This is a genomic window from Mycolicibacterium rutilum (assembly GCF_900108565.1).
Taxonomy (GTDB): Bacteria; Actinomycetota; Actinomycetes; order Mycobacteriales; family Mycobacteriaceae; genus Mycobacterium; species Mycobacterium rutilum.
In genome coordinates this window covers 4,840,786-4,864,741 of the sequence record NZ_LT629971.1, presented here as the reverse complement: position 1 = coordinate 4,864,741, position 23,956 = coordinate 4,840,786, and the positions used below count along the sequence as shown (strand labels likewise).

28 protein-coding genes are annotated in these 23,956 nt (G+C 68.3%); 14 read left to right on the top strand and 14 right to left on the bottom strand.

Annotated elements, in window-relative coordinates; genetic code table 11:
• Positions 1-8: 8 nt before the first annotated feature.
• Positions 9-314, bottom strand: a complete 306-nt coding sequence (locus BLW81_RS23690; protein ID WP_083409299.1) for a DUF4193 domain-containing protein — start codon at positions 312-314, stop codon at positions 9-11.
• Positions 315-418: 104 nt separating this feature from the next.
• On the opposite strand from BLW81_RS23690, the gene thyX reads away from it, so the two are divergent.
• The 3 genes from thyX (at position 419) to BLW81_RS23675 (ending at position 3,777) form a co-directional block, all read left to right on the top strand.
• Positions 419-1,171 (top strand): FAD-dependent thymidylate synthase, encoded by a 753-nt coding sequence (thyX, locus tag BLW81_RS23685; RefSeq protein WP_083409298.1) that lies wholly within the window; start codon positions 419-421, stop codon positions 1,169-1,171.
• Between the two features lie 78 nt (positions 1,172-1,249).
• Complete coding sequence (gene dapA, locus BLW81_RS23680; RefSeq protein WP_235632348.1) at positions 1,250-2,098, top strand: 4-hydroxy-tetrahydrodipicolinate synthase; 849 nt, start codon at positions 1,250-1,252, stop codon at positions 2,096-2,098.
• Positions 2,098-3,777, top strand: a complete 1,680-nt coding sequence (locus tag BLW81_RS23675; protein ID WP_083409296.1) for a ribonuclease J — start codon at positions 2,098-2,100, stop codon at positions 3,775-3,777. The genes dapA and BLW81_RS23675 overlap by 1 nt, the downstream gene beginning before the upstream one ends.
• Positions 3,778-3,781: 4 nt before the next feature.
• On the opposite strand, the gene BLW81_RS23670 is transcribed toward BLW81_RS23675, so the two are convergent.
• From BLW81_RS23670 to BLW81_RS23650, 5 genes are all read right to left on the bottom strand, one after another.
• Positions 3,782-6,535, bottom strand: coding sequence for a YVTN family beta-propeller repeat protein (locus tag BLW81_RS23670; protein WP_083409295.1), 2,754 nt, complete (start codon positions 6,533-6,535; stop codon positions 3,782-3,784).
• 159 nt (positions 6,536-6,694) lie between these two features.
• A complete protein-coding gene (locus BLW81_RS23665; RefSeq protein WP_083409294.1) occupies positions 6,695-7,591 on the bottom strand; it encodes an SAM-dependent methyltransferase in 897 nt (298 codons plus the stop codon).
• Positions 7,592-7,598: 7 nt separating this feature from the next.
• A complete protein-coding gene (locus tag BLW81_RS23660; protein WP_083409293.1) occupies positions 7,599-8,411 on the bottom strand; it encodes a mycofactocin-coupled SDR family oxidoreductase in 813 nt (270 codons plus the stop codon).
• A complete protein-coding gene (locus BLW81_RS23655) occupies positions 8,411-8,725 on the bottom strand; it encodes a putative quinol monooxygenase (protein WP_083409292.1) in 315 nt (104 codons plus the stop codon). Before BLW81_RS23655 ends, BLW81_RS23660 begins: the two co-directional genes overlap by 1 nt.
• Before the next feature lie 57 nt (positions 8,726-8,782).
• Positions 8,783-9,238, bottom strand: a complete 456-nt coding sequence (locus tag BLW81_RS23650) for a DUF2834 domain-containing protein (protein ID WP_083409291.1) — start codon at positions 9,236-9,238, stop codon at positions 8,783-8,785.
• A 98-nt stretch (positions 9,239-9,336) separates the two neighbouring features.
• Here BLW81_RS23650 and BLW81_RS23645 point away from each other — a divergent pair, with 98 nt between their 5' ends.
• Entirely contained in the window at positions 9,337-11,829 is a 2,493-nt protein-coding gene (locus BLW81_RS23645; protein ID WP_157897816.1) for an FtsK/SpoIIIE family DNA translocase, read from the top strand.
• Here BLW81_RS23645 and BLW81_RS23640 read toward each other — a convergent pair.
• Complete coding sequence (locus BLW81_RS23640) at positions 11,819-12,301, bottom strand: amino-acid N-acetyltransferase (RefSeq protein ID WP_083410774.1); 483 nt, start codon at positions 12,299-12,301, stop codon at positions 11,819-11,821. The two genes, BLW81_RS23645 and BLW81_RS23640, sit on opposite strands and share 11 nt — an antisense overlap.
• Before the next feature lie 68 nt (positions 12,302-12,369).
• On the opposite strand from BLW81_RS23640, the gene pgsA reads away from it, so the two are divergent.
• From pgsA to pspM, 5 genes are all read left to right on the top strand, one after another.
• The gene (gene pgsA, locus BLW81_RS23635) at positions 12,370-12,966 is read left to right on the top strand and encodes a CDP-diacylglycerol--glycerol-3-phosphate 3-phosphatidyltransferase (RefSeq protein WP_083409289.1); all 597 of its coding nucleotides are present in this window, start codon (positions 12,370-12,372) and stop codon (positions 12,964-12,966) included.
• The gene (locus tag BLW81_RS23630) at positions 12,944-13,432 is read left to right on the top strand and encodes a CinA family protein (RefSeq protein WP_083409288.1); all 489 of its coding nucleotides are present in this window, start codon (positions 12,944-12,946) and stop codon (positions 13,430-13,432) included. Before pgsA ends, BLW81_RS23630 begins: the two co-directional genes overlap by 23 nt.
• Before the next feature lie 98 nt (positions 13,433-13,530).
• Entirely contained in the window at positions 13,531-13,857 is a 327-nt protein-coding gene (gene clgR, locus BLW81_RS23625; protein ID WP_083409287.1) for a transcriptional regulator ClgR, read from the top strand.
• A gap of 112 nt (positions 13,858-13,969) precedes the next feature.
• Positions 13,970-14,785 carry a phage shock protein PspA gene (gene pspA, locus BLW81_RS23620; RefSeq protein ID WP_083409286.1) on the top strand — a complete coding sequence of 272 codons (816 nt, stop codon included), beginning with the start codon at positions 13,970-13,972 and terminating at the stop codon, positions 14,783-14,785.
• A gap of 15 nt (positions 14,786-14,800) precedes the next feature.
• Positions 14,801-15,619 (top strand): phage shock envelope stress response protein PspM, encoded by an 819-nt coding sequence (gene pspM, locus BLW81_RS23615; protein WP_083409285.1) that lies wholly within the window; start codon positions 14,801-14,803, stop codon positions 15,617-15,619.
• On the opposite strand, the gene BLW81_RS23610 is transcribed toward pspM, so the two are convergent.
• Positions 15,620-16,060: a limonene-1,2-epoxide hydrolase family protein gene (locus BLW81_RS23610; protein ID WP_083409284.1), complete on the bottom strand. Its 441-nt coding sequence runs from the start codon at positions 16,058-16,060 to the stop codon at positions 15,620-15,622.
• A gap of 41 nt (positions 16,061-16,101) precedes the next feature.
• Here BLW81_RS23610 and BLW81_RS23605 point away from each other — a divergent pair, with 41 nt between their 5' ends.
• The 4 genes from BLW81_RS23605 to recX all read left to right on the top strand — a co-directional run bounded on the left by BLW81_RS23605 (position 16,102) and on the right by recX (position 19,198).
• Complete coding sequence (locus BLW81_RS23605) at positions 16,102-17,274, top strand: glycosyltransferase (protein ID WP_083409283.1); 1,173 nt, start codon at positions 16,102-16,104, stop codon at positions 17,272-17,274.
• A 9-nt stretch (positions 17,275-17,283) separates the two neighbouring features.
• Positions 17,284-17,478, top strand: coding sequence for a DUF3046 domain-containing protein (locus tag BLW81_RS23600; protein ID WP_083409282.1), 195 nt, complete (start codon positions 17,284-17,286; stop codon positions 17,476-17,478).
• 189 nt (positions 17,479-17,667) lie between these two features.
• Complete coding sequence (gene recA / locus BLW81_RS23595) at positions 17,668-18,708, top strand: recombinase RecA (RefSeq protein ID WP_083409281.1); 1,041 nt, start codon at positions 17,668-17,670, stop codon at positions 18,706-18,708.
• On the top strand, positions 18,674-19,198 hold the full coding sequence (recX, locus tag BLW81_RS23590; protein ID WP_083409280.1) for a recombination regulator RecX: 525 nt from the start codon (positions 18,674-18,676) through the stop codon (positions 19,196-19,198). Before recA ends, recX begins: the two co-directional genes overlap by 35 nt.
• Here the strand turns inward: recX and BLW81_RS23585 are convergent.
• Both BLW81_RS23585 and BLW81_RS23580 read right to left on the bottom strand, forming a co-directional pair.
• A complete protein-coding gene (locus tag BLW81_RS23585; RefSeq protein WP_235632076.1) occupies positions 19,155-19,427 on the bottom strand; it encodes a hypothetical protein in 273 nt (90 codons plus the stop codon). The genes recX and BLW81_RS23585 overlap by 44 nt on opposite strands.
• Positions 19,424-19,807 carry a DUF1622 domain-containing protein gene (locus tag BLW81_RS23580; protein ID WP_083410772.1) on the bottom strand — a complete coding sequence of 128 codons (384 nt, stop codon included), beginning with the start codon at positions 19,805-19,807 and terminating at the stop codon, positions 19,424-19,426. Before BLW81_RS23580 ends, BLW81_RS23585 begins: the two co-directional genes overlap by 4 nt.
• A gap of 85 nt (positions 19,808-19,892) precedes the next feature.
• Here BLW81_RS23580 and BLW81_RS23575 point away from each other — a divergent pair, with 85 nt between their 5' ends.
• Positions 19,893-20,720 carry a TIGR03560 family F420-dependent LLM class oxidoreductase gene (locus tag BLW81_RS23575; protein WP_083409279.1) on the top strand — a complete coding sequence of 276 codons (828 nt, stop codon included), beginning with the start codon at positions 19,893-19,895 and terminating at the stop codon, positions 20,718-20,720.
• Here BLW81_RS23575 and BLW81_RS23570 read toward each other — a convergent pair.
• From BLW81_RS23570 to BLW81_RS23555, 4 genes are read right to left on the bottom strand one after another with little or no spacing between them, the layout of a single operon-like run.
• Entirely contained in the window at positions 20,717-21,592 is an 876-nt protein-coding gene (locus tag BLW81_RS23570; RefSeq protein WP_083409278.1) for an amino acid ABC transporter permease, read from the bottom strand. The two genes, BLW81_RS23575 and BLW81_RS23570, sit on opposite strands and share 4 nt — an antisense overlap.
• Positions 21,589-22,272, bottom strand: a complete 684-nt coding sequence (locus BLW81_RS23565; protein ID WP_083409277.1) for an amino acid ABC transporter permease — start codon at positions 22,270-22,272, stop codon at positions 21,589-21,591. The genes BLW81_RS23570 and BLW81_RS23565 overlap by 4 nt, the downstream gene beginning before the upstream one ends.
• A gap of 27 nt (positions 22,273-22,299) precedes the next feature.
• A complete protein-coding gene (locus BLW81_RS23560) occupies positions 22,300-23,115 on the bottom strand; it encodes a glutamate ABC transporter substrate-binding protein (RefSeq protein ID WP_083409276.1) in 816 nt (271 codons plus the stop codon).
• A gap of 16 nt (positions 23,116-23,131) precedes the next feature.
• On the bottom strand, positions 23,132-23,860 hold the full coding sequence (locus BLW81_RS23555) for an amino acid ABC transporter ATP-binding protein (protein ID WP_083409275.1): 729 nt from the start codon (positions 23,858-23,860) through the stop codon (positions 23,132-23,134).
• Between the last annotated feature and the right edge of the window lie 96 nt (positions 23,861-23,956).

Genomic DNA, 23,956 nt, shown 5'->3' with positions numbered 1-23,956 from the left:
GGCGGCGGCTAAGCGCAGTCGGCGCAGATCGTCTTGTCGCCGGACTGCAGTGCGAGCCTGCTGTGGTGTTGCACCAGGAAGCAGCTCGAGCAGGTGAACTCGTCGGCCTGCTTCGGGATCACCCGCACCGTCAGTTCCTCACCCGACAGGTCAACGTCGGGAAGGGTGATCGAGTCGACCGGGTCACCGTCGTCATCGACATCGAGCACCGCCACGTCGGCCTGGTTCCGGCGCCGTGCGGCGAGCTCGTCGAGTGACTCGTCGGCGATCTCGTCGGTTTCCTTGACGCGGGGGGCGTCGTAATCGGTGGCCATTGATCACACTCCTCAAAGATCGGCGCTTGGGTAACGCCGAGTGAGACCCGCTTTGTTCCCCGCGGCCGATCCGGCTAAACCGGGGCGCCACGTTAGGGTGAGCCGTGGCCGAGACCACGCCGCTGCGCGTCCAGATGATCGCCAAGACCGAGTTCTCGGCGCCGCCGGACGTGCCGTGGGACACCGACGCCGACGGCGGCCCCGCGCTGGTCGAGTTCGCCGGCCGGGCGTGCTATCAGAGCTGGTCGAAACCCAACCCGCGCACCGCCACCAACGCCACGTACATCCGTCACATCATCGACGTCGGGCACTTCTCGGTCCTCGAGCACGCGTCGGTGTCGTTCTACATCACCGGCATCTCCCGGTCTTGCACCCACGAGCTGATCCGGCATCGGCACTTCTCCTACTCGCAGCTGTCGCAGCGCTTCGTCCCTGAACACGACGCGCAGGTCGTCGCGCCGCCGGGCATCGAGGACGACCCCGAGCTGACCGAGATCCTCACCGAGGCCGCAGACGCCGGCCGTGCCGCCTACACCCGGCTGCTGGAGCGGTTGGAAGCCAAGTTCGCCGATCAGCCCAATGCGGTGCTGCGGCGCAAACAGGCCCGTCAGGCCGCCCGCGCCGTGCTGCCCAACGCCACCGAGACCCGCATCGTCGTCACCGGCAACTACCGGGCGTGGCGGCACTTCATCGCCGTGCGGGCCAGCGAGCACGCCGACGTCGAGATCCGCCGACTCGCGATCGAATGCCTGCGGCAACTGACCGCCGTCGCGCCCCAGGTGTTCAGCGACTTCGAGATCGTCACGCTGGCCGACGGCACGGAGGTCGCAACCTCCCCTCTGGCGACCGAAGCGTGAGGCTGAGCGGGTAATCTGAGCCGCGTGAGCACCAGCGGATTCGACGTGACGGCCCGGTTGGGCACCGTGCTGACCGCGATGGTGACTCCGTTCAAGCCGGACGGGTCGTTGGACACCGACGCCGCGGCCCGCTTGGCAACCCACCTGGTCGACGCCGGCTGCGACGGTCTGGTGCTCTCCGGCACCACCGGCGAGTCGCCGACCACCACCGACGACGAGAAGATCGTCCTGCTGCGGACCGTGCTCGACGCGGTCGGCGACCGGGCCCGGATCGTCACCGGCGTCGGTACCTACGACACCGCGCACAGCGTGCACGCCGCCCGGCGCGCGGCCGCCGAGGGCGCCCACGGGCTGCTGGCGGTGACGCCGTACTATTCGCGGCCGCCGCAGGCCGGTCTGGTGGCGCACTTCACCGCGATCGCCGACGCCACCGACCTGCCGGTCATCCTCTACGACATTCCGCCGCGGTCGGTCATCGCGATCGAATGGGACACCCTGCGCACTCTCGCCGAGCATCCGAACATCGTCGCGGTCAAGGACGCCAAGGCCGACCTGCACGGCGGCGGGCAGATCATCGCCGAGACCGGCCTGGCCTACTACTCCGGCGACGACTCGCTCAACCTGCCGTGGCTGGCGATGGGCGCGGTCGGCTTCGTCAGCGTGTGGGGTCATCTGGTCGCCAGCCAGTTGCGGGAGATGCTGTCGGCGTTCCAGTCCGGCGACATCGCCACCGCGCGCAAGATCAACGTCACGCTCGGGCCGCTGAGCAACGCGCAGGCGCGTCTCGGCGGCGTCACTCTGTCCAAGGCGGGGCTCAAGCTCCTGGGATTCGAGGTCGGTGACCCGCGGTTGCCCCAGATTCCCGCCAGCCCGGCACAACTCGAGGCGCTCGCCGCGGACATGCGAGCGGCCGCGGTGCTGCGGTAGTGGACTCCGAACTCAACCCGCCGGGGCCGCTGGCCCCGGGTGCTCTGCGCGTCACCGCGCTTGGCGGGATCAACGAAATCGGCCGCAACATGACCGTTTTCGAGCATCTGGGCCGGCTGCTGATTGTCGACTGCGGTGTGCTGTTCCCGACGCACGACGAGCCCGGCGTCGACCTGATCCTGCCCGACCTGCGCCTGATCCAGGACCGACTCGACGAGGTCGAGGCGCTGGTGCTGACCCATGCGCACGAAGACCACATCGGCGCCATCCCGTTCCTACTCAAGTTGCGCCCCGACATCCCGGTCGTCGGATCGAAGTTCACGCTGGCACTGGTGGGCGAGAAGTGCCGCGAACACCGCATCAAGCCGGTGTTCGTCGAGGTCGACGAGGGCCAGAGCTCGCGGCACGGCGTGTTCGAATGCGAGTACTTCGCGGTCAACCACTCGATTCCGGGCTGCCTGGCCATCGCCATCCACACCGGCGCGGGCACCGTGCTGCACACCGGTGACATCAAACTCGACCAGTCGCCGCCCGACGGCAAACCCACTGACCTGCCCGGCATGTCGCGGCTCGGCGACGCCGGGGTCGACCTGTTCCTGTGTGACTCGACGAACTCCGAGATCCCCGGTGTCGGGCCGTCGGAGAGCGAGATCGGTCCGAACATGCACCGGTTGATCCGCGGCGCCAAGGGCCGCGTCATCGTGGCCTGCTTCGCGTCCAATGTCGGTCGGGTGCAACAGATCATCGATGCAGCGGTGGCGCTCGGCCGCAAGGTGGCCTTCGTCGGTCGCTCCATGGTGCGCAACATGGGGATCGCCAAGGAACTCGGCTACCTCACCCTCGCCGACGACAACGACATCATCGACATCGGCGCCGCGGAGATGCTGCCGCCCGACCGGGTGGTCCTCGTCACGACGGGCACCCAGGGGGAGCCGATGGCCGCGCTGTCGCGGATGTCGCGGGGCGAGCACCGCAGCATCACGCTCACCGAGGACGACCTGATCATCATGTCGTCGTCGCAGATCCCCGGCAACGAAGAGGCGATCTTCGGCGTCCTCGACTCGCTGGCGAAGATCGGCGCCCGTGTCGTCACGAACGCCCAGGAGCGCGTCCACGTTTCGGGCCACGCCTACGCCGGTGAGCTGTTGTTCCTCTACAACGGCGTACGACCGCGCAACGTGATGCCCGTCCACGGCACCTGGCGGATGCTGCGCGCGAACGCGGCGCTCGCGGCGCGCACCGGGGTGCCGGAGGACAACATCGTGCTCGCCGAGAATGGCGTCAGCGTCGATCTGCAGGCCGGCCGCGCGTCGATCGCGGGCGCGGTGACGACCGGCAAGATGTTCGTCGACGGGTTGATCACCGGCGACGTCGGGGACTCCGTCGTGGGCGAACGGCTCACGCTGTCTTCGGGTTTCATCGGCATCACCATCATCGTCCAGCGGGGGAGCGGCAAACCGGCGGCCGCCCCGCATCTGCATTCCCGCGGCTTCAGCGAAGACCCCAAGGCGCTGGAGCCTGCGACGCGCAAGGTCGAGGAGGCGCTCGAAGCGCTTGCCGCCGAACGGGTCAACGATGTCACCCGCATCGCGCAGGCCGCGCGCCGCGCCGTCGGCAAGTGGGTCGGCGAGACCTACCGCCGCCAGCCGATGATCGTGCCGACCGTCATCGAGATCTGAGGCGTCACACCGGGATGATCGAGATGGTGCCCGCCTGGTTGATCACCCACAGTTGATGGCCGTCCGGCGAGATGGTCGCTCCGACAGGGCCGTTGCCGACCGGTATCGTCTCGATCACCTTGCGGTAGGTGGCGCTGGCGGGATCGAGGTCGACCACCGACACGGTGCCGGGATTGGAGAACTGCGGCCCGTTGGCGGTGAAGTTGACGACATAGGCACGCTTCTTGTCCGGCCGTAGCTGGATGCCGATCGGTGTCTGGCCCACCGCGATGTCTGCCACCAGCGTGTGGCTGGTCGTGTCGATGACGCTGACCTTGTTCGCGAATTCGACTGTGACGTAGGCGAACTTATTGACCTCGTCGAACTCGATCATCGTGGGATGGTTGCCCAGCGTGAACGTCTTCTCGACCGCCTTGGTGTCCAGGTCGATCACGGTCAGCGTGTTGCCCAACTGGTTGGTGACGTAGAGCTTCTGCCCGTCGGGCGTCACCCGCGCCATGACCGGTCTGCTGCCCGCGCCCGCGGTGTAGGTGTCGACGACCTGATTGGTGGTCAGGTCGAAGACCTTGATCGAGTTGCCGTTGTTGCCGGTCGCGACATAGCCGCGGTTGCCGTGAAACGTCACCGACATCGGGTTTCCGCCGGTGTTGACGGCACCGGTGACCGTGTTGGTGGCCGGGTCGATGACCGACACCGTCCCGGTGAGCTGGTTGGTGACGTAGATCTTGTTGTTGGGTCCGCGTGCGATGAAGCCGGGATTCTGCCCGGTGCTGAGCGTGCCGACGACGTTCTTGGTCGCCGTGTCGATGACCGACACCGTCCCGGTGCCCTGGTTGACGACGTAGGCGTAGGTGCCGGTCTGGTCGAACGCCACCCACTGCGGGCTGGCCGCCGTGCCGTTGGGCAGGGTCACGGTTCCGCCGGTCGGCGCGGTGCTCACCGTCACCGGCACGGTGATGGTGTCGCCGTGGCCGTCGTCGGCGGTGACGTCGATGGTCTCGGTCACCGGTGGGGCCCCGGGGTTCGGGGTGTAGGTCAGCACGCCGGTGTTCGGGTCGATGGAGACGTCGGCGTTGGGCGTGCTGTCGGGGGCGGAGTAGGTGAGGGGGTCGCCGTCGGGGTCGGTCGCGGAGACGGTGGTGGTGATGACCCCGGTGGCGGGGTCGGTCTGCGTGGGGGTGAAGGTGCCGTTGGTCGGCGCCTGGTTGGTGGTGGCCGACGCGGGGATGGTGACCGAGACGGGCACGGTGATGGTGGCGCCGTGGCCGTCGTCGACGGTGACGTCGAACGTGTCGGTGGCGGCCGCACCGCCCGCGGCCGCCGCGTGCCGGCCGGCGGGCGTGGGGGTATAGGTCACCGAGCCGGTGGTGGGGTTGACCGCGGCGGTGGCTTTGGCGGTGCTGGTGGGTCCGGAGTAGCTCAGCGTGTCGCCGTCGGGGTCGGTGGCGGTCACTTTCCCGGTGATGACTCCGGTGCCGGCGTTCGTGCCGGTGACAGCGAACGCGCCGTTGGTGGGTGGGCGGTTCTGCGGCTGCACAACGACATTGATGGTGGCGGTCGGCCCGCCCAACGCGTCGCTGACCCTGATCGCGAAGGTGTCGGTATCGATGCCGGGGGTCAGCAGAGCCGCCGCCCGTGCCGCGGGATTCGGTGTGTAGGTGAACGACCCGGCGCCCGCGCCTGTCGTCACGAGCGACAGTGTGCCTTTCGTGGGAGCGCTGACGACGCTGTAGGTCAGCGGGTCGTTGCGCGGGTCGACGGCGTTCATCCGGCCGGTGATCACGCCGGTCACCGGGTGGGCCGGATCGAGTTGCGGGTTGATCGTCGGGGCGGCGTTGCCGGTGAGGCCACGCAGCAGACCGTTGAGCAGGTCCCCGACGACCTGGACGGTACCGCTGACGACGCCGCCGACCGCTCCGAGCAGGTTCGGTGCGGGCGCGGCGGCCGCAGGCGCGGCGGCGAGGGACAGGGACTGGCCGGAGAGGGTCTGCTGAACCGGCGGGGTGCTCACAGTGTTTGTCTGCGTGTTGACTTCACGGCGCACCCAGGCGAGCACCGCCCACATCACCGGTGGTGCGGCGGGAGTTCCCGTGCCCGAGTTGGCGAACGGGGACAGGGCGGCGGCGACGAACCGGGCTATCACCGTCGGCACCGACGGCGGCGGAGCAGCGGCGGCGGGAGGCGTGTTGACGACGACAGCGGGCGCCGGAGCCTTCGTGGCGAGCGGTGCCGACTTCACACTCGGTACGACTTCAGGTTTCGGGGGCGCGGCGTCGTGGCTCGGGGCGACCTGGGTTGCCGCGAAACTGGTGCGGGCAGCGGACGGTTGGGGCTGTGACGATTGCGGCGGAGTCTCGGTTTTGGCTGCCCTCGGCGTAATAGGCGGTGTTGCAGGCGGTTCGTCCTTGCCGGCCGTTTTGTCATCGGCCGGCTCTTCGGCGACCTCCTCGTCGTCCGGTTCTGGCGCCTCGGGATCCACCTCGTCGCCGTTGATCGACGTGTTCAATCCCCCTGAGACGTCGACTGTTACCGGGGGGGCATCGGGCGCGGTCGTGTCGTGGTCAGGGTCGGGCGACGGCGCTACGGCAGGCTGCTGCTGGGTCGGGTCGTTGTGATCGGTCTGCGCGGTCTGCTGCCCGGACGGACTCGACGTGTCCTCGTCGGCGAGCGCGGTTCCTGGCGTGCTTCCGACTGCGACGCCCACACCCATCGCCACCGCGAGTGCGCCGACGCGGCCTACGTACTTGGCATACCCCATGATGTCGTGCCCCTCCCCGGTCGGAATGCGACACGGAGATTAGCTGGCCGACGAGAAACCGGGAATCAGGCATTTCCCTACATGGTTCCGCGCGAAAATAGAATGTGCACGTCAGAGCCGGTAACTCCGAGAGTTTTTCCCGGTCCCGAATGGCCGGCATCACGGAATTGACGTGTTCGCTGAATCTTTCACCGCGTACGCCGTCCACTCCAGATCCGACGCGGCCAATCGTCGCCCTGTCGGCCGGATGTAATGGTTCACGTGGTAGTCGGGACCGGCCTGTTCGGCGAGCGTCCAACCGTGCCCACCGATGAACGCGGCGACCTCGTCGGGGCGGAGGCCGAAGTGCCACACCTGGTTTCTGACACGAAATCTGCGGTAGGCGCTTGGTGCTCCGTAAAGGTTTGCGCCGTCGATGAAGTCACGCTGCACGTAGCTGAACGTCAGTCGACTGCCCGGCGGGAGAGAACTCAACTGCCGCAGGGTTGCGTGCACCGCATCGGCGGTCAAATACTGCGTGACGCCCTCCCAGACCACGAAGGCGCGGTGACCGGCGCGGTAGCCGTGCTCGGCGAGCGTCGTTGCGAGGTCGTCGCGTTCGAAGTCCATCGGTACGTACCGCACCGACGGCGGCGGGGTGCCCAGCGCCCGCGTCACCGCGGCCCGCTTGCGCGCGATGTTGACGGGCAGGTCGACCTCGAACACGGGAACCCGGGACCGGCCCGCCAAATGATAACCGCGGGTGTCGAACCCGGACCCGAGGATGATCACCGCGTCGGACTCGGCCAGAACCGCGGACAGGTGGTCGTCGGTGAATCGTCTGCGGCACAGAATGTTCGCCCACAGCCCGGGCGCCGCGCGCTCAACCGCACGCACCACCGCGTGCCGGACCGGCGGCACCCGCGTCGCGGCGACGAGCACCCGCAACCGCAGCGGTAACAGGGCGGCGGCCAAGTCATCGTCGACGAGTCGGCGCCGCGGCGGCTCGTTCTGCTCGATCGCCGCGAGCACGGTCGGACCGAAAGCGGTCTGGGCAGCGCGGTTTCGCCGGGCCATCACACCGTCAGCGCTTGTTGACCGATCCCGCGTCCACCGGAAGCGCCACCCCGGTCAGGTACCGCGCCTCGTCGGACACCAGCCATGCCACCGCGTTGGCGATGTCTTCTGGCTGCAGCACCTGCACGGGCAGCGCGTTGCCCATCTCCTGCGGGCTCTTGTCGGCGATGCTGCCCAGCCAGGCGCGGGTGGCGTCGTTGTTGATCATCGGGGTGTCCACGCCCGCCGGGTGCACGCTGTTGACCCGGATGCTGTGTGGGGCCAACAGATTGGCGTACAGCCGTATCAGGCCGACGATCCCGGTCTTGGCCGCGACGTAGCCGATCGCACCCGGGTCGTCGCTGCCGACGCCGATGAGGCCGGCCACCGAGCTGGTGAGCACGATCGAGCCGCCGTCGCCGTGTTCCATCAGCGCCTCTTTGGCCACCTCCACCGTGTGGAACACGCCGGTGAGGTTGACGTCGATGACGTCGCGCCACCCGTCGGCGCCGGACTGCATCGGCGCGATGCCGGCATTGGCGACCACGATGTCGAGGCGGCCGAACTCGTCGAGCCCGGCGCGCAACGCCGCCGCGAGGTTGTCCTGCTCGCGCACGTCGGCTTGGCGCGCGACGATGCGCGCGCCGGTGTCCTCGACGAGCTTGACCGTCGCCGCCAGATCGTCGGGCGTCGCCAACGGGTAAGGCACGGAGGCGATCTGGTCGCAGATGTCGACGGCAATGATGTCGGCGCCGTCGGCGGCCAACCGGACGGCTTCGGCGCGACCCTGCCCGCGCGCGGCGCCGGTGATGAACGCGACCTTGCCGGCGAGCGCTCCCATCAGGGCCGCAGCGCTCCCTTGCTCGGGTCGCCGGCGACGACCGGCTTCAGCATCTTGATGTCCGGAGCGCCGTCGAGGTGCTCGCCGACGGTGCCGAACAGCGTCGCCACGCCCGGCGCGGCGCTGTGCGTCTTGAGCGCCTCTTCATCGGCCCACTGCTCGACGAACACGAACGTCCGGTCGGACTCGTGCAGGGAGTAGAGCTCGCAACCGGGCTCCTGATGCACGGTTTCGATCGCCGTCTTGCACGCCTCCCGAACGAGGTCGACGGATTCGGGTTTGGCGGTCATGGTCGCGACGACGACGACTGGCATGGGCGGAACTCCTCGGTGAGTGGCTGCTTGAACGAGTGCAGCCTACTCACCGGAGTCTCACGCCACGTCGACCCAGATGGTGAAGGCCGCGAGCCCCAGTGTCATGACGGCGAGCCCCACTTTGTCCGCGGTGCCGATCCGCGGCGCCTGCTCCCGGTGGATCGTGAGTTCGCGCGCCAACAGAAACAGCGGGAAGGTCACGCTGATCGCGGTGAAGAACGACGCGATGACGTAGACCCAGACGAATCGGATCCCGTGTTTGCGCGCCTCGAACACCATGAACACGATCCCCGCGAGCAAGAACAGCGCGATGTCCGCGGTGATCGACCGTGACGCCGCGTTGACCTTGGTGTCCTGCCAGAAGACGGTGAGGAACCCGATTCCGCGGTCGGCGTAGGCGAGATTCTGGCTCCAGGTCGCGATCAAGGCGGCGACCGCGATGGCGGCGTAGGCGGTGCAGAGCAGCTTGGTGGTGCTGGGCAGGGCGCTGCCTGCGGTGTCGGGGCGGGTCATGAGCGCACGGTAAGCCGCCAGGCGGTGACGATTGATACCTATCTGTGACCCGTGTGGCAGATGGTGATTTTGGGGCTAAAGCGACTAGTCTGACAGCCATGCCTAGTAAGACCGCAGCCCGCTCTCGGACCAGTTCGAGCAGGTCAAAGGCGGGTTCCCGGGCGAGCGGCCGCAGCGCGCCCCGTCGCAAGCCGGCGCCCCGCAGGAACGCGTCGCCGGTCTCGGCCGCCGGGGTCTCCGTCGGCCGCGGGGTGCGCGCCGGCTGGCTGATGCTGGCCAAGGGAGCGGGAAGCACCGCCCGCTCCGTCGGACGCGCCCGCGATCTCGAGCCCGGACACCGCCGCGACGGCCTCGCTCTTGCGCTGCTGGGTCTGGCGGTCGTGGTGGCCGCGTCGTCCTGGTTCGACGCGGCGCGGCCCGTCGGTGCGTGGATCGACACCTTCGTCAGGATCCTGATCGGCTCGGCGGTGGTGCTGGTGCCGATCGCCCTGGCGGGCGTCGGGGTGACGCTGATGCGCACCGAACCCGATCCCGAGGCGCGGCCGCGGTTGATCCTCGGCTCGGTGATGATCGCGCTGCCGGCGCTGGGGCTGTGGCATCTGTGGGCCGGATCGCCGACGGACCCCACGGACCGCCAGCACGCCGCGGGGTTCATCGGTTTCGCGATCGGCGGCCCGCTGTCGGACGGCCTGACGGCCTGGATCGCCGCGCCGCTGCTCTTCATCGGCGTGCTGTTCGGGGTGCTGCTGGTGACCGGTACGACGATCCGCGAAGTGCCGTCGACCGTGCGGGCGATGTTCTCCACACGCGGTTACGACGACGAGTACTACGAGGACGAGTACGACGACGAGGACACCGCCGTCATCACCGACTCCGACGACTTCTCCGACGGCTACTACGACAACGCGCTGCCGGCGGGGGACGCCGCTCAGCCCTGGCCGGCCGGCGACGCGCCGGCGCCGTTCGACGCGCGCACGCCGATGGAGAACTACCCGCTCGAGGACGAGGCACCCACCGTTCCGGAGGCCAAGCCGCGAAAGAAGAAGGCCGCCAAGGCGCAGGCGCTGTCGATCGATCGGGTGGTCGAGGGCCCCTACACGCTGCCGTCGTTGGATCTGCTGATCGCCGGTGATCCGCCCAAGCGCCGCAGCGCCGGAAACGACCGGATGATCGAGGCGATCACCGAAGTGCTGCAGCAGTTCAAGGTCGACGCGGCGGTCACCGGCTGCACCCGGGGACCGACGGTCACCCGTTACGAGGTCGAACTCGGGCCCGGTGTGAAGGTCGAGAAGATCACTGCGCTGCAACGCAATATCGCTTACGCGGTGGCCACCGAGAGCGTCCGCATGCTGGCGCCGATCCCGGGTAAGTCGGCGGTCGGTATCGAGGTGCCCAACGTCGATCGCGAGATGGTGCGGCTGGCCGATGTGCTCACCGATCCGGAGACCCGCGCCGATCACCACCCGCTGGTGATCGGTCTCGGGAAAGACATTGAGGGCGAATACATCTCGGCGAACCTGGCCAAGATGCCGCACCTGCTGGTCGCCGGTTCGACCGGCTCGGGTAAGTCGAGCTTCGTCAACTCGATGCTGGTGTCGCTGCTGGTGCGGGCCACCCCGGAGGAGGTCAGGATGATCCTGATCGACCCGAAGATGGTGGAACTGACGCCCTACGAGGGCATACCGCATCTGATCACGCCGATCATCACCCAGCCCAAGAAGGCCGCCGCGGCGCTGGCGTGGCTGGTCGAGGAGATGGAGCAGCGCTACCAGGACATGCAGGCGTCGCGGGTGCGCCACATCGACGACTTCAACAAGAAGGTGCGCTCCGGCGAGATCACCACTCCGCTGGGCAGTCAGCGCGAGTACAAGCCGTACCCGTACATCATCGCTATCGTCGACGAGTTGGCCGACCTGATGATGACCGCGCCGCGCGACGTCGAGGACGCGATCGTGCGGATCACCCAGAAGGCCCGTGCCGCAGGCATCCACCTGGTGTTGGCGACGCAGCGTCCCTCGGTCGACGTCGTCACCGGCCTGATCAAGACCAACGTGCCGTCGAGGTTGGCGTTCGCCACGTCCTCGCTGACCGACAGCCGGGTCATCCTGGATCAGCAGGGCGCCGAGAAGCTGATCGGCATGGGCGACGGGCTGTTCCTGCCGATGGGTGCGAACAAGCCGATCCGGTTGCAGGGCGCGTTCATCACCGACGAGGAGATCGGCGCGGTCGTCGAGGCGACCAAGGCGCAGGCCGAACCCGAGTACACCGAGGGCGTCACCAACGCCAAGACCAACAGCGATCGCACCGACGTCGACCCCGACATCGGCGACGACATGGACGTCTTCCTGCAGGCGGTCGAACTCGTGGTGTCCAGCCAGTTCGGTTCGACCTCGATGCTGCAGCGCAAGTTGCGCGTCGGGTTCGCCAAGGCAGGCCGGTTGATGGACCTGATGGAAACCCGCAACATCGTCGGCCCCTCCGAGGGATCGAAGGCGCGCGAGGTGTTGGTCAAACCCGACGAGCTGGCGGCGACGCTGGCGTTGATCCGCGGCGGCTCCGACGCCAACGGCGGTGAGAGCGCTACAGAGTGAGCAGCATTCGCGTGTTACCGAGGATGTTGGGCTTGACGTAGGACAGGTCGAGGAACTCGGCGACACCGGTGTCGTAGGAGCGGCACATCTCCTCGTACACCTCGGCGGTGACTGGTGTGCCGTCGATCTCACGGAAGCCATGCCTGCTGAAGAACGCCACCTCGAAGGTGAGCACGAAGATCCGTTCGAGGTGCAGCTCGCGGGCGACGTCGAGCAGGCGGTCGACGATCGCGTGCCCGACGCCCTGGCCGCGCACCTTCGGGTGCACCGCGACGGTACGGACCTCACCGAGATCGGACCACAGCACGTGCAGGGCGCCGCAGCCGATCAGTTCGTCGTCGACTTCGGCGACCCAGAACTCCTGCACGGCCTCGTAGAGCGTGACGAGATTTTTCTCCAGCAGGATCTTGCCGGCGTAGATGTCCACCAACGATTTGATTGCGGGAACATCCGTGGTTCGCGCGCGCCGCACGACGACCTGGCCGGATTGAGGGCTCACAGGTGGAGAGTATCGGTTCGGTCTACCGATATTCTGTTGCGGTGGCGGGCCAACCTCATATCGATCCGGTGGTGCCGCGCGCCCGGATAGCGAACATCGCCAATGTCCTCACCGGCGTGCGGTTCGCGTTGGTCCCGGTCTTCCTCGTCGTGCTCTTCGTCGGTGACGGCCATGAAACATTCTGGCGGATAGCGGCATTCGTGGTGTTCTGCGTTGCGGTCATCACCGATCGCTTCGACGGGGCCCTGGCCCGCAGCTACGGCATGGTCACCGAGTTCGGCACGCTCGCCGACCCGATCGCCGACAAGGCGCTCATCGGCGCCGCGCTGATCGGGCTCTCGATGCTCGGCGAGCTGCCGTGGTGGATCACCATCGTGATCCTGGTCCGCGAACTCGGCATCACGGTGCTGCGGTTCGCCGTGTTGCGGCACGGGGTGATCCCGGCGAGCCGCGGCGGCAAACTCAAGACGCTGGTGCAGGCCGTGGCGATCGGCCTGTTCGTGCTGCCGCTGTCGGGGGCCTGGCTCTCGGCGGCGTGGGTGATCATGTGGGCGGCCGTTGCGTTGACCGTCGTCACCGGCGTCGATTACGTGGTCTCGGCGATCAAGGACTCCCGTGGACGACCCGCTGGTCGATGACGCCGCCCGCGGGCTGGTCGCCGACCTGACCGTGCGCGGGCAGACCGTCGCCACCGCGGAATCGCTGACCGCGGGCCTGCTGGCGGCGACCCTGGCCGGAGTGGCCGGTGCCAGCGCAGTGCTGCGCGGCGGGCTGGTCACCTATATGGAGGACACCAAGGTCTCGTTGGCGGGCGTCCCGCGCGAGGTGCTCGACGACGTGGGCCCGGTCGCCGCGCCGACCGCGCGGGCGTTGGCCGTCGGTGCGCAGCAGCGGTGCGCCGCGACCTGGGGCGTCGGCCTGACCGGGGTGGCCGGACCCGAACCGCACGGCGGGCATCCCGTCGGCACGGTGTTCCTGGGCATCGCCGGCCCGGTGACCACCGACGTCGTCGCGCTCGCGCTGACCGGATCGCGATGGGAGATCCGCCTCGCCGCGGTCGGCGAGGCGCTCGCCCGGTTGCGGGCCGCCGTCGCTGGACAGTGAGCTTGACAGCGATCTGGGTACACCGGGAACCATCGGGCCGGGGCGCGGCGTTGCGCTATTAGAAAGCCCCGAACTGACCCCCCGGAAGGGAGAGCACGATGACGGCATTGCTTCGCGAGGTGATCGGCGACGTGCTGCGTCGGGCCCGTGTCGACCAGGGGCGCACGCTGCGTGAGGTCTCCGACACCGCCCGCGTCAGCCTCGGTTACCTCTCCGAGGTCGAGCGGGGACGCAAGGAGGCGTCGAGCGAACTGCTCAGCGCGATCTGCGGGGCCCTCGACATCCCTCTGTCGCGGGTGCTCTCCGATGCCGGCGACGAGATGGAACGCGAGGAGCGCGCTGCTGTCGCCGCCGCGGGTGCGGCCAACATCGACGCCGCGACCAAGGTCGTCATCCCGCAGGTCGTGTCGATGGCGGTGGCCTGACCCGTCTTGTGGGTGTGGTGAGGCACGCTGACCCGATAGATTGGGCAGCACGGTGAGCCGGGTATCGGTGAGGCCGGGACAACCGACAGACACGAAGGCGGAGTGAACTCAAATGGCCAATCCGTTCGTCAAGGCGTGGAAGTACCTCATGGCGCTGTTCAGCTCCAAGGTCGACGAGTACGCCGACCCGAAGGTGCAGATCCAGCAGGCGATCGAGGAAGCGCAGCGTCAGCACCAGGCGCTGACCCAGCAGGCCGCGCAGGTCATCGGCAACCAGCGCCAGCTGGAGATGCGGCTGAACCGTCAGCTCGCCGACATCGAGAAGCTGCAGGTCAATGTGCGCCAGGCGTTGACGCTGGCCGACCAGGCCACCGCGGCCGGTGATGCCGCCAAGGCCACCGAGTACAACAACGCCGCCGAGGCGTTCGCCGCGCAGTTGGTGACCGCCGAGCAGAGCGTCGAAGACCTCAAGGGGCTGCACGACCAGGCGCTGCAGGCCGCGGGCCAGGCCAAGAAGGCCGTCGAGCAGAACGCGATGATGCTGCAGCAGAAGATCGCCGAGCGCACCAAGCTGCTCAGCCAGCTCGAGCAGGCCAAGATGCAGGAGCAGGTCAGCTCCTCGCTGCGGTCCATGAGCGAACTGGCCGCCCCGGGCACCACGCCCAGCCTCGACGAGGTGCGCCAGAAGATCGAGCGCCGCTACGCCAACGCGATGGGCGAGGCCGAGCTGGCGCAGAACTCGGTGCAGGGCCGGATGCTCGAGGTTCAGCAGGCCAGTGTGCAGATGGCCGGGCACTCCCGGCTGGAGCAGATCCGCGCGTCCATGCGCGGTGAGCAGCTGCCCGCCGGCGGCAACGCCGCGGCATCGCCGGCCACCCCGGCCGCCAACCCGACCCAGGCGACACCGGAAAATCCGCTGTCACAGTAGTTTTCGAGGAATGCCATGAGTTCGCGTACGAGCCGGCCGGAGGCGTGGCGCTCGCTGATGCAGCGCGGGGTGGACACCGCCGCGGAGTGGTCGGATGTGCTGGCCGCCAAGCTCAGCGCCGCGGCGGATCCGCGGGCCAAGCTGCTGCGCAAGCGGCGGTGGGCGCTGCGGCTGACGGTGTTCTTCGGGTTCTCGTGCGTGTTCTGGATCGGCGTGACGGCGCTGCTGGCGGCATGGAGCACCCCGTGGTGGGCGCTGTTCATCCCGGCGCCGATCGCGGCGGGGGCGGCGTTTTTGGCGACGCTGACGTTCCTGCGCTACCGCTGGCTCAAGGGTGAACCGTTGCCGCCGCAGCGGTCCCGCGCCGGGCGGCGGCTGCCGCCGTGGGGATCGGCGGCGCGTCAGCCGATGGCCGCGCTGGCGGCGTCCGAACGCGGACTGCATTCGCTGCTCGGTGTGATGGAACGCGGCCGGATGCTGCCCGCCGACGAACTCCGCGAAATCGCCGCAGCGGCAAACCAGACCGCGGCGACGATGGCGGCCACCGCCAACGAGGTGGTCTCGATGGAACGCGCGATCGGATCGGCCCCGCAGTCACGCGCCCATCTGGTGCCGACGATCCAGGCCTTCACCGCGCAACTCGACCACGGCGCCCGTCAGTACAACGAGATGGTCACGGCCGCAGCGCAACTGGTGTCCGCCGCGAACGCCGGGCCGGCGTCCACCTCACCGATGTGGCAGCAGCGCTACCGCGACGAGTTGTCCAATGCCACCGACCGGCTCATCGGCTGGGCGCAGGCGTTCGACGAACTCGGGCACGTCCGCGGGGCCTAGCTACATCGTGGGACGCAGCGACGGGAACACCGTCGCGGCCAGCCCGCGCACGGTGGCCTTGAGGAAGTCCAGGGTGTCGAAGTAGTCGCGCCACAACGTGATTCGCCCGGCATGCAGCTCGAAGGTTCCGCACACCCAGAACTGCAGTCGCACCGGGCCGAACACCAGCGCGTCGGTGCGTTCGGTGAGCACCGAGTTGCCTTCGGCGGCGATCCGGTGGATCTTCACCTCAAATCCGAAGCGGCCCTGGCCACGGCGCATCAACCCGACGATGCGTTGGCGACCGCGGATCGTGGGATAGCCGACGTTCTGCCATTCGGCGTTGTCGGCGAGCAAGGTGTCGGCGACGTCGAAATCCTGGTCCTGCAGGGCGTAGAGGAAGGTCTCCACCGCCCGGACATTGTCGAGGTCGGTATGTACCCCGGAAGCCTGGTCGGTCATGGGGTCAGCCTAGTGGCCACGTGCTGTGGCAGGGTAGCCCAATGCGTGTCGCGATCGTCGCCGGCCCGGATCCCGGACATGCGTTCCCGGCGATCGCGTTGGGTCTTCGCTTTCTGGCCAACGGTGATTCGGCGACGCTGCTGACCGGTACGGAATGGCTCGACACCGCGCGCGCCGCCGGGCTGGACGCGGTGGAACTGCTGGGCCTCGACCCCGCCGACACCGACGACGACGCCGACGCGGGCGCCAAGATCCACCGCCGGGGCGCGCGGATGGCGGTGCTCAACGCGCCACCGTTGCGCGAGCTGGCCCCCGATCTGGTGGTCTCCGACGTGATCACCACCGCGGGCGGGTTCGCGGCCGAACTCCTCGGGCTGCCCTGGGTGGAGCTGAACCCGCACCCGCTGTACCGGCCGTCGAAGGGGCTGCCCCCGATCGGCAGCGGGCTGGCGCCGGGGGTGGGTCTGCGCGGCCGGCTGCGCGACGCCGTGATGCGGGCGCTGTCGGCCCGGTCCTGGCGCGAAGGCATCCAGCAGCGTTCCGACGCCCGGGTCGAGATCGGGCTGCCGGCGACCGACCCGGGGCCGCTGCGCCGGCTGATCGCCACGCTGCCCGCGCTGGAAGTGCCGCGCACGGACTGGCCGCAGGAGGCGGTCGTGGTGGGACCGCTGCACTTCGAACCGACCACGACAACGCTCGAGATCCCGGCCGGCGCGGGGCCGGTGGTGGTCGTGGCGCCGTCGACCGCGACGACCGGCGCCGGCGGGTTGGCCGAGGTGGCGCTGGCGGCGCTGACACCGGGGGAGGTGCTGCCGGCCGGATCGCGGGTGGTGGTGTCGCGGCTGGGCGGCACCGACGTCGGGGTGCCGCCGTGGGCGGTGGTCGGCCTGGGCAGGCAGGACGAACTGCTCGAGCACGCCGACCTCGTCATCTGCGGCGGGGGACACGGCATGGTCTCCAAGACGCTGCTGGCCGGCGTGCCGATGGTGGTGGTGCCCGGCGGGGGTGACCAGTGGGAGATCGCCAATCGTGTTGTGCGGCAAGGCAGTGCGCAACTGGTGCGGCCGCTGGAGGCGGACGCACTGGCCCGGGCGGTGCGCGCCGTGCTGGCCGGCGACGGATATCGGGAGGCCGCCCGCAGGGCGGGGGCGTCCATCGCGGACGTCGACGATCCGGTACGGGTGTGCCATGAAGCCGTGTCGACGTCGGCGTAGTTTGGGCTCGTGCGATTGACGGAGTTCCGCGAACTCGTGGACGGGCAGTTCGGCCCGGCGCGGGGCGCATCGCTGGTCGTGGACCACGTGCTGACGGGTCTGGACGGGCGCACCGCCGCGCAGGCCATCGAGGACGGTGTCGATCCGCGCGACGTCTGGCGGGCACTGTGCGCGGACTTCGACGTCCCGCGCGATCAGTGGTGACTCGCGTTCCCCCGACACGGCGCGCCTCCTTGCCATCGAACACACGTTCGTTACTGTGGGCAGTGTTCGACGGCTAGATGCTGGTCAGGCCGACTTGTCCCGAACTTGTCGGTGGCTGCCTCTAGCGTCACGGCCAACTGATCGAAACCGATCACCGAACAGCTAGACATCCGAAGGACGGAGACCACCATGGCGCAGGCACCCGACCGCGAGAAGGCCCTCGAGCTGGCACTCGCGCAGATCGACAAGAACTTCGGCAAGGGCTCGGTGATGCGGCTGGGCGAGGAGGTCCGCCAGCCGATCTCGGTCATCCCGACCGGCTCGATCGCCCTGGACGTGGCGCTCGGCATCGGCGGCCTGCCGCGCGGCCGGGTCGTCGAGATCTACGGCCCGGAGTCCTCGGGTAAGACCACCGTCGCGCTGCACGCAGTCGCCAACGCGCAAGCCGCCGGCGGCATCGCGGCGTTCATCGACGCCGAGCACGCGCTGGACCCCGAGTACGCCAAGAAGCTCGGGGTGGACACCGACGCGCTGCTGGTGTCCCAGCCCGACACCGGTGAGCAGGCGTTGGAGATCGCCGACATGCTGATCCGCTCCGGGGCACTGGACATCCTGGTCATCGACTCGGTGGCCGCGCTGGTGCCGCGCGCCGAGATCGAGGGTGAGATGGGCGACAGCCACGTCGGTCTGCAGGCCCGGCTGATGAGCCAGGCGCTGCGCAAGATGACCGGCGCGCTGAACAACTCGGGCACCACCGCGATCTTCATCAACCAGCTCCGCGAAAAGATCGGCGTGATGTTCGGCTCGCCCGAAACGACAACGGGTGGTAAGGCTTTGAAGTTCTACGCCTCGGTCCGCATGGACGTTCGGCGCATCGAGACCCTCAAGGACGGCACCGACGCGGTCGGTAACCGCACGCGGGTCAAGGTGGTCAAGAACAAGGTGTCGCCGCCGTTCAAGCAGGCCGAGTTCGACATCCTCTACGGCAAGGGCATCAGCCGGGAGGGCTCGCTGATCGACATGGGTGTCGAGCAGGGCTTCATCCGCAAGTCCGGCTCGTGGTTCACCTACGAAGGCGAGCAGCTCGGCCAGGGCAAGGAGAACGCCCGCAACTTCCTGCTCGAGAACACCGACGTGGCCAACGAGATCGAGAAGAAAATCAAAGAGAAGCTCGGCATCGGCGCCGTGGTGACAGATGACGAAGTCCTGCCCGCCCCGGTCGACTTCTGAGGCCTCCCGCGAGGAGCAGGCGCGGAACCTGTGTCTGCGGCTGCTCACCGCGAGGGCACGCACCCGCGCAGAGCTGACCACTCACCTGGCCAAGCGCGGCTATCCCGAGGACGTCAGCGAGCGCGTGCTCGACCGGCTCACTGAGGTCGGCCTGATCGATGACGCCGATTTCGCCGAACAGTGGGTGCGGTCGCGGCGGGCGAACGCCGGCAAAGGGCGACGCGCGCTGATCGCCGAACTGCGCACCAAGGGCGTCGACAACGACGTGATCGACGCGGTCCTCGCCGACGACGATCCCGCCGCCGAACGCGCCCGCGCCGAACGCCTGGTCGCCGACAAGCTGCGCCGGGAGAAACTCGCCGATGACGACGACGCGAAGCTGACACGCCGGCTGGTGGGGATGCTGGCCCGGCGCGGCTACGGCCAGACCATGGCGTTCGACGTCGTCAAGGTGGCGTTGGCCAACGAACGCGAACGCCGCCGGGTGTAACGGGCCGCAGGCCGCGGGTGAGCAGGTGGCGCACCGCGATCACGATGGCGGTGACGGCGATCGACCGCCAGGACGCGTCGGCGCTGAGCCGCAGCAGGCCCGCAGCCAGCAGCAGGTCCAGCAGCACATGCAGAGCCAGCTGCGGCCGGCGCAGCACCACCACCGTCAACGCGGCCAGCACGATGCCCGCCGCGGCGATGACCCAGGACAGGTCGTCGAGGCCGATCACGGTGCCGGCGCGTCGCGCTGTTCGATCGCGCGCTGTTCGGCGGCGATCTCCTTGGCCAGGAAGTAGTTCAACGCCGTGCGGATGGCCGCGATGGCCGCCAGTTTTCCGATCTCCTCGAACGACGGCGAGATCGCCGTCCGCAGCACGTCGCTGGCGAGCTGAAACTCCAGCCCGAGGGCGAGGAACCGGCCCAGGGTCAACCGCACCGAGGAGAACTCGATGGCGTCACGCCGAAGCAACGCGGCGAAGAACTTCACGATCGCCACCAGGGCGCCGATCACGATGACCACGGCGCCGGCCGCTTCCACCAGGCGCACCATCAGGTCCACCCCGGTGCGCAACGTCGACTCGGGTAGCAGCTCCAACGCGGAATAGCTCATCTGCACACCGGTCAGTGTCCCGTAGTGGGTTGCGGCCGCGCGCCGCTACCGCGAATTCTGCCGGCGCGCGAGGTAGATTGCGCCGATGCAGGTTTCGGCCAAACTCGCGCCCACTTTCGACTACCCGGTCCTCGAGCGGTTCTGGCGCAGCGCCGACGAACTCGGCTTCCCCGCCGTGTGGAACTACGACCACTTCTACGGCCTGGTGGACCCGACGACACCGACTCTCGAAGGCTGGACCAGCCTTTCGGCGATGGCGGTGGTGGTCCGTCGCGCACGGGTGGGTTGCCTGGTCAGCGGCGTCACCTACCGCAACCCCGCGGTGCTGGCCAAGATGGCCGTCACCGTCGACCACATCAGCGGTGGACGGCTGGACTTCGGAATCGGGGCCGGGTGGCACGAGGACGAACACCGCGGCTACGGCATCGACTTCCCGTCGCCGGGGGAGCGCGTGGCGATGGTCGACGAAGCGCTCACCGTCATCCGCCGGCTGTGGACCGAGGACACCGTCGACTTCGACGGCCGGTTCTACACGCTGCGCGGCGCACGCTGCGACCCGAAACCGCTGCAGCAGCCGCACCCGCCGATCGTCGTGGGCGCGTCGCAGCCCAAGATGCTCGCGGTCGCCGCGCGCCACGCCGACGAGTGGAACATGCCGAGCACCGCCCCGCAGGACTGGGCGACCGCGCGCGACCACCTCGATCGAGCGTGCCGGGACGCCGGGCGTGACCCGTCATCGATCCGGCGCGGCGTCCAGCTGTTCCTGCACCCGGACCAACCCGAGCAGGTCGAGGCCCAACTCGCCGCCGTCGCCGAGTACGCGAACATGGGCTGCGAGCATGTCGTGCTGTCGTTCTACCAGCCGCCCGGTGCCGAACTGCTGCAGCACTGCGCCGAAATCACGCGAGGCTAAACCGCTTTCGCGCCGGGCGCGCCTTCCTGCTCGACGGCCTCGGACTCCAGCGGCGCCGGCCCGCGGCGGGACCGACGCATCCTGGCTTCCACCCTGGTCGCCAACCAGGACAGCGCGAAGTTCACGCTGATCATCAGGATCGCGATCACGATCAGCGCGGGCAGCAGGTTGCCGTAGGCGGCACCCATCTGCACGCCCTGGCGGACCATCTCGAGGAACGTGATGATGTAGCCGATCGCGGAGTCCTTGAGCACCACCACCAGCTGCGAGATCAGCACCGGCAGCATCGATGTGATGGCCTGCGGCAACAGGATCGAGCGCATCGTCTGACCCCAGGTCAGGCCCAGCGCCGATGCCGCTTCGGCCTGCCCGCGGGGCAGCGCGTGCACCCCGGCGCGGACGATCTCGGCGATCACCGCGCCGTTGTACAGGGTCAGGCCGGTGATGACACCGGCCAGCGCCAGATGCTTACCCGGGAACACGTCGTAGAGCGCGTACACCGAGTACGCGAACAACATCATGATCAGCACGGGCACCGCGCGCAGGAACTCCACGAGCACGGCGCAGACCCACCGGATCCCGTTGTGCGTCGACAGCCGTCCCACACCGAGCACGAAGCCCAACACCAGCGCCAGCACGATCGACACCGCGGCCGCCGTCAGCGTGCCCTGCACACCGGGCAGCACGTAGGTCGTCCACAGGTTCGGCGTCAGGAACGGTTCCCATTTTGCTGCGGTCAGTTGGTCTTTGGCCTCCAGCCGCGTGTACACCACCCAGAGCACCACGAGGACGACGACGGCGGTGACGACGTTGAACACCCGGTTGCGGGCCCGCGCCCGCGGCCCCGGGGTGTCGAACAGGACCGAGCTCACCGGGCCACCGCCATTCGCTTACCCAGCCAGCTGAAGAACAGCCCGGTCGGCAACGTCAGGACGACGAAGCCGAGCGCGAAGATCGCCCCGACCGTCATGATCGCCGCGGTGTTCTCGATCATCTCCTTCATCAACAGCGCCGCCTCGGCGACACCGATCGCCGACGCGATCGTGGTGTTCTTCGTCAACGCGATCAACACCGAGCCCAGCGGGATGACCACCGCACGAAAAGCCTGCGGCAACAAGATGAGTCGCAGGTTCTGTCCGAACGTCAGACCCAGCGACCGTGCCGCTTCGGCCTGGCCCAGCGGCACGGTGTTGACACCCGAGCGCACCGTCTCGCACACGAACGCCGCGGTGTAGACCGCCAGGCCGAGCACCGCCAGCCGGAAGTTGCTGTCGTCGATCGACGTCAGCGACTGCTGATTCGCCAGCGTGATGCCCATCGTCTGCGCCAGCCCGAACGAGCAGAACAGAATAATCAGCGTCAGCGGCGTGTTGCGGACCACGTTGACGTACGCGGTGCCGAGCCAGTTGAGCATCGGCACCGGCGCCAGCCGCATCGCGGCCAGCACCGTGCCGAGCACCAACGCCCCGATGGCGGAGTAGACCGTCAGCTGGATCGTCGTCCAGAACGACTCGACGATCTGGCCGACGGTGTATCCCGGAAGAACCTCCACATCACCTCCTGAAGTGGTGGAGGCCCGTCAGCTCTGGTTGATCTGCGGCGGCTGCGGGGCGGGGATGCCCGCCGGACCCAGGTTCTCGTCCCAGGCCTTCTTCCACGAGCCGTCCTGCTCCATCTTGACCAGCGCGTCGTTGATCTGCGTCAGCAGCTCGGTGTCGCCCTTCTTCAGCCCGATCCCGTAGTTCTCCTCGGAGAACGTGCCGCCGACCACCTTGAACGCGCCCGGGCTCTGCGCCGCGTACCCGGCCAGGATCACCTCGTCGGTGGTCACCGCGTCGATGGCGCCGTTCTTGAGCGCCTCGATGCACGCCGAGTAGGTGTCGTACTGCTGCAGCTGCACACCCGGGAACTTGTCCTTGATGCGCTGCGCCGGCGTCGAACCCGACACCGAGCACAGTTTCTTGTTGTTCTGCAGCGACGCCTCACCGGTGATGTCGGTGTTGTCCGAGCGCACCAGCAGGCTCTGCCCGGTGATCAGGTACGGGCCGGCGAAGTCGACCTTCTCCTTGCGCGCGTCGGTGATCGAGTAGGTGGCGGCGATGAACTTGACCTGATCGTTCTGGATCAGCGTCTCGCGCTGGCCCGACGGGGCCTCTTTCCACTCGATCTTGTCCTCGGGATAGCCGAGCTGCTGCGCGACGTACTTGGCCACGTCCACGTCGAAGCCGCTCATCGTGCCGTCGGGGTTCTTCAGGCCCAGGCCCGGCTGGTCGAACTTGGTGCCGATGACGATCGTGTCGCCGCTGTCACCGCCTCCGCCGCACGCGGTGGCCGCCAACGGCAGCGCGACCACGAGCGCGAGCGCCCCCAGGACGCGCTTCGAGATGGATGGCATCTCCAGTTCCTTTCGTCTAGTGATGAAGAATCTTGCCGAGAAAGTCCTTGGCCCGCTCGGACTTCGGGTTGGTGAAGAATTCGCTCGGCGCGGCCGCCTCGACGATCGCGCCGTCGGCCATGAACACCACGCGGTCCGCCGCGCCCCGCGCGAAACCCATCTCATGGGTGACCACCAACATGGTCATCCCGTCCTTGGCCAACGACGTCATCACGTTGAGGACCTCGTTGATCATCTCCGGGTCCAGTGCGCTGGTCGGCTCGTCGAAGAGCATCACCTTGGGGCTCATCGCCAGCGACCGCGCGATCGCGACGCGCTGCTGCTGGCCGCCGGACAACTGCGCCGGGTACTTGTCGGCCTGGTTGGCCACACCGACCCGCTCCAGCAACGACATCGCCGTCTCGCGGGCCTTGTCCTTCGATGCCTTGCGCACCTTCATCGGCGCCAGCGTGACGTTCTCCAGAATTGTCTTGTGCGCGAACAGGTTGAACGACTGGAACACCATCCCGACGTCGGAGCGCAACTGGGCGAGCTTGCGGCCCTCCTCGGGCAGCGCCTCGCCGTCGATGGTGATGGTGCCCGAATCGATCGGTTCGAGCCGGTTGATGGTGCGGCACAGCGTCGACTTGCCGGAACCGGACGGGCCGAGCACGACGATCACCTGGCCGCGGTCGACTTCGAGGTTGATGTCCTTGAGCACATGCAGGTCGCCGAAGTGCTTGTTGACGTCCTTGATCGAGATCATGGGCACGGTTGATTGAGCCGGATCGACGGTGACCCCATCTGTCCCGCTGGCATCCATGGGTGGAGACCTTACCCAGGAGTGGCCGACCTCGCCCGG

What these genes read in the sequence shown, in the direction of transcription:
- BLW81_RS23670 (WP_083409295.1), bottom strand. Translation starts at nt 6,535, where the DNA reads ATGGGGTATGCCAAGTACGTAGGCCGCGTCGGCGCACTCGCGGTGGCG.
- pspM (WP_083409285.1), top strand. Translation starts at nt 14,801, where the DNA reads ATGAGTTCGCGTACGAGCCGGCCGGAGGCGTGGCGCTCGCTGATGCAG.
- BLW81_RS23645 (WP_157897816.1), top strand. Translation starts at nt 9,337, where the DNA reads ATGCCTAGTAAGACCGCAGCCCGCTCTCGGACCAGTTCGAGCAGGTCA.
- BLW81_RS23605 (WP_083409283.1), top strand. Translation starts at nt 16,102, where the DNA reads ATGCGTGTCGCGATCGTCGCCGGCCCGGATCCCGGACATGCGTTCCCG.
- clgR (WP_083409287.1), top strand. Translation starts at nt 13,531, where the DNA reads ATGACGGCATTGCTTCGCGAGGTGATCGGCGACGTGCTGCGTCGGGCC.
- BLW81_RS23660 (WP_083409293.1), bottom strand. Translation starts at nt 8,411, where the DNA reads ATGGGAGCGCTCGCCGGCAAGGTCGCGTTCATCACCGGCGCCGCGCGC.
- BLW81_RS23560 (WP_083409276.1), bottom strand. Translation starts at nt 23,115, where the DNA reads ATGCCATCCATCTCGAAGCGCGTCCTGGGGGCGCTCGCGCTCGTGGTC.
- BLW81_RS23610 (WP_083409284.1), bottom strand. Translation starts at nt 16,060, where the DNA reads ATGACCGACCAGGCTTCCGGGGTACATACCGACCTCGACAATGTCCGG.
- BLW81_RS23580 (WP_083410772.1), bottom strand. Translation starts at nt 19,807, where the DNA reads ATGAGCTATTCCGCGTTGGAGCTGCTACCCGAGTCGACGTTGCGCACC.
- pspA (WP_083409286.1), top strand. Translation starts at nt 13,970, where the DNA reads ATGGCCAATCCGTTCGTCAAGGCGTGGAAGTACCTCATGGCGCTGTTC.
- BLW81_RS23655 (WP_083409292.1), bottom strand. Translation starts at nt 8,725, where the DNA reads ATGCCAGTCGTCGTCGTCGCGACCATGACCGCCAAACCCGAATCCGTC.
- BLW81_RS23575 (WP_083409279.1), top strand. Translation starts at nt 19,893, where the DNA reads ATGCAGGTTTCGGCCAAACTCGCGCCCACTTTCGACTACCCGGTCCTC.
- BLW81_RS23665 (WP_083409294.1), bottom strand. Translation starts at nt 7,591, where the DNA reads ATGGCCCGGCGAAACCGCGCTGCCCAGACCGCTTTCGGTCCGACCGTG.
- BLW81_RS23555 (WP_083409275.1), bottom strand. Translation starts at nt 23,860, where the DNA reads ATGATCTCGATCAAGGACGTCAACAAGCACTTCGGCGACCTGCATGTG.
- recX (WP_083409280.1), top strand. Translation starts at nt 18,674, where the DNA reads ATGACGAAGTCCTGCCCGCCCCGGTCGACTTCTGAGGCCTCCCGCGAG.
- dapA (WP_235632348.1), top strand. Translation starts at nt 1,250, where the DNA reads ATGGTGACTCCGTTCAAGCCGGACGGGTCGTTGGACACCGACGCCGCG.
- BLW81_RS23690 (WP_083409299.1), bottom strand. Translation starts at nt 314, where the DNA reads ATGGCCACCGATTACGACGCCCCCCGCGTCAAGGAAACCGACGAGATC.
- recA (WP_083409281.1), top strand. Translation starts at nt 17,668, where the DNA reads ATGGCGCAGGCACCCGACCGCGAGAAGGCCCTCGAGCTGGCACTCGCG.
- BLW81_RS23650 (WP_083409291.1), bottom strand. Translation starts at nt 9,238, where the DNA reads ATGACCCGCCCCGACACCGCAGGCAGCGCCCTGCCCAGCACCACCAAG.